We start from the raw sequence: 1,405 nt of genomic DNA, 5'->3' as shown, positions 1-1,405 counted from the left end.
CCTAGCACTACTTTGGCAGAATTGTGATTCATGGGGAGCCAGCTTTGACGGAGGCTGGCGATGGATGATGACTGGCAGGCAGATCTTGAGCGGTGGCTCGCGCCGTATCTGGAAGGTCTGGGTAACAAGACGCGGCGCCGAATGTGCCCGGCCTATATAGCAGGTCTGATCGGGCCAGGAGATCGCAAGAGCATCCAGCCCATTGCAGCCCGTTCCGATGCGATACCCTATGACCGGCTGCATCATTTCATCGGAGCCGGCGTGTGGGACAGCGCCCCGCTGGAAGCAACCTTGTGGAACCAGGCGAATGGATTGGTTGGTGGCGACGGAGCCTGGCTGATCATCGACGACACCGCGCTGCCCAAGAAGGGCAAGGCCTCCGTTGGCGTCGCGCCTCAGTACGCTACGGCGCTGGGCAAGAATGCGAATTGCCAGACGCTGGTGTCGGTGACACTCGCCTCAGGCGAAGTTCCGCTCATGCTGAGCTTGCGGCTGTTTCTGCCGGAAAGCTGGACGAGCGATACCGTGCGCATGGACAAGGCGGGCGTGCCTGCTCCTTTGCAGGAATACCGCACGAAGCCCGAGATCGCGATCGAGGAGATCGATCGTGTCATCGCTGCTGGTGTGCGCTTCGGCTGTGTGCTGGCCGATGCCGGTTACGGACTGTCCGCACCGTTTCGGCAGGCACTGAGCGCGCGTCGCCTTTGCTGGGCGGTGGGCATCCCGCGCCACCAGAAAGTCTATCCGGCCGATGTGCAACTGATCTTCCCGGTCGCAGGCCGCGGTCGCCCACGGGTGCGGCATGTGCCGGACGTCAAATCCGTGGCTGCGCATGTCATGCTCGAAGGCGCGAAGTGGCGACAGGTCAGTTGGCGCAAGGGAACCAAGGGACGTTTGGCTGCACGCTTTGCTGCCGTACGGGTACGCATTGCCGACGGTGCGCCCCAGCGGATCGGCTCCGCCGGAGCCCAGCATATGCCGGGCGAGGAAGTTTGGCTGGTCGGTGAGCACCGCTCGAATGGCGAGCGCAAATACTATCTTTCCAATCTGCCCGCAGACACCCCGATCAAGGCTCTCGCTGGCGCGATCAAAGCGCGCTGGATCTGCGAACAGGCGCACCAGCAACTCAAGGAAGAGCTGGGAATGGATCACTTCGAGGGCCGATCCTGGACCGGACTTCACCGCCATGCTCTGATGTCGATGATGGCCTACGCCTTCTTGCAATCTCGAAGGCTCGCTCAGGCGGGCCGGGAAAAAAAGAGTCCTAGGCCCGCCTCCTCAACCCAGCCTGCCAGCAGTGCGCCAGGCCATTCTTGACCGATTGTCTGGCTTACCGTCAGGGCGTTGCCCTCACTGTGGATGCGCCCTCACCAGACCTCCAAACACAATTCTGCCAAAGTAGTGC

At 62.0% G+C, this 1,405-nt stretch carries 1 protein-coding gene; it reads left to right on the top strand.

What is annotated here, in order from left to right; translation table 11 throughout:
- Positions 1–60 precede the first annotated feature (60 nt).
- Positions 61–1,317, top strand: a complete 1,257-nt coding sequence (locus AC3EC3_RS19740; RefSeq protein ID WP_488491275.1) for an IS701 family transposase — start codon at positions 61–63, stop codon at positions 1,315–1,317.
- Positions 1,318–1,405: the final 88 nt, after the last annotated feature.

Source organism: Novosphingobium sp. BAM6 (assembly GCF_057784955.1).
Note: the sequence above shows the minus strand (reverse complement) of the source record. Positions and strands in the feature narration are given on the sequence as shown.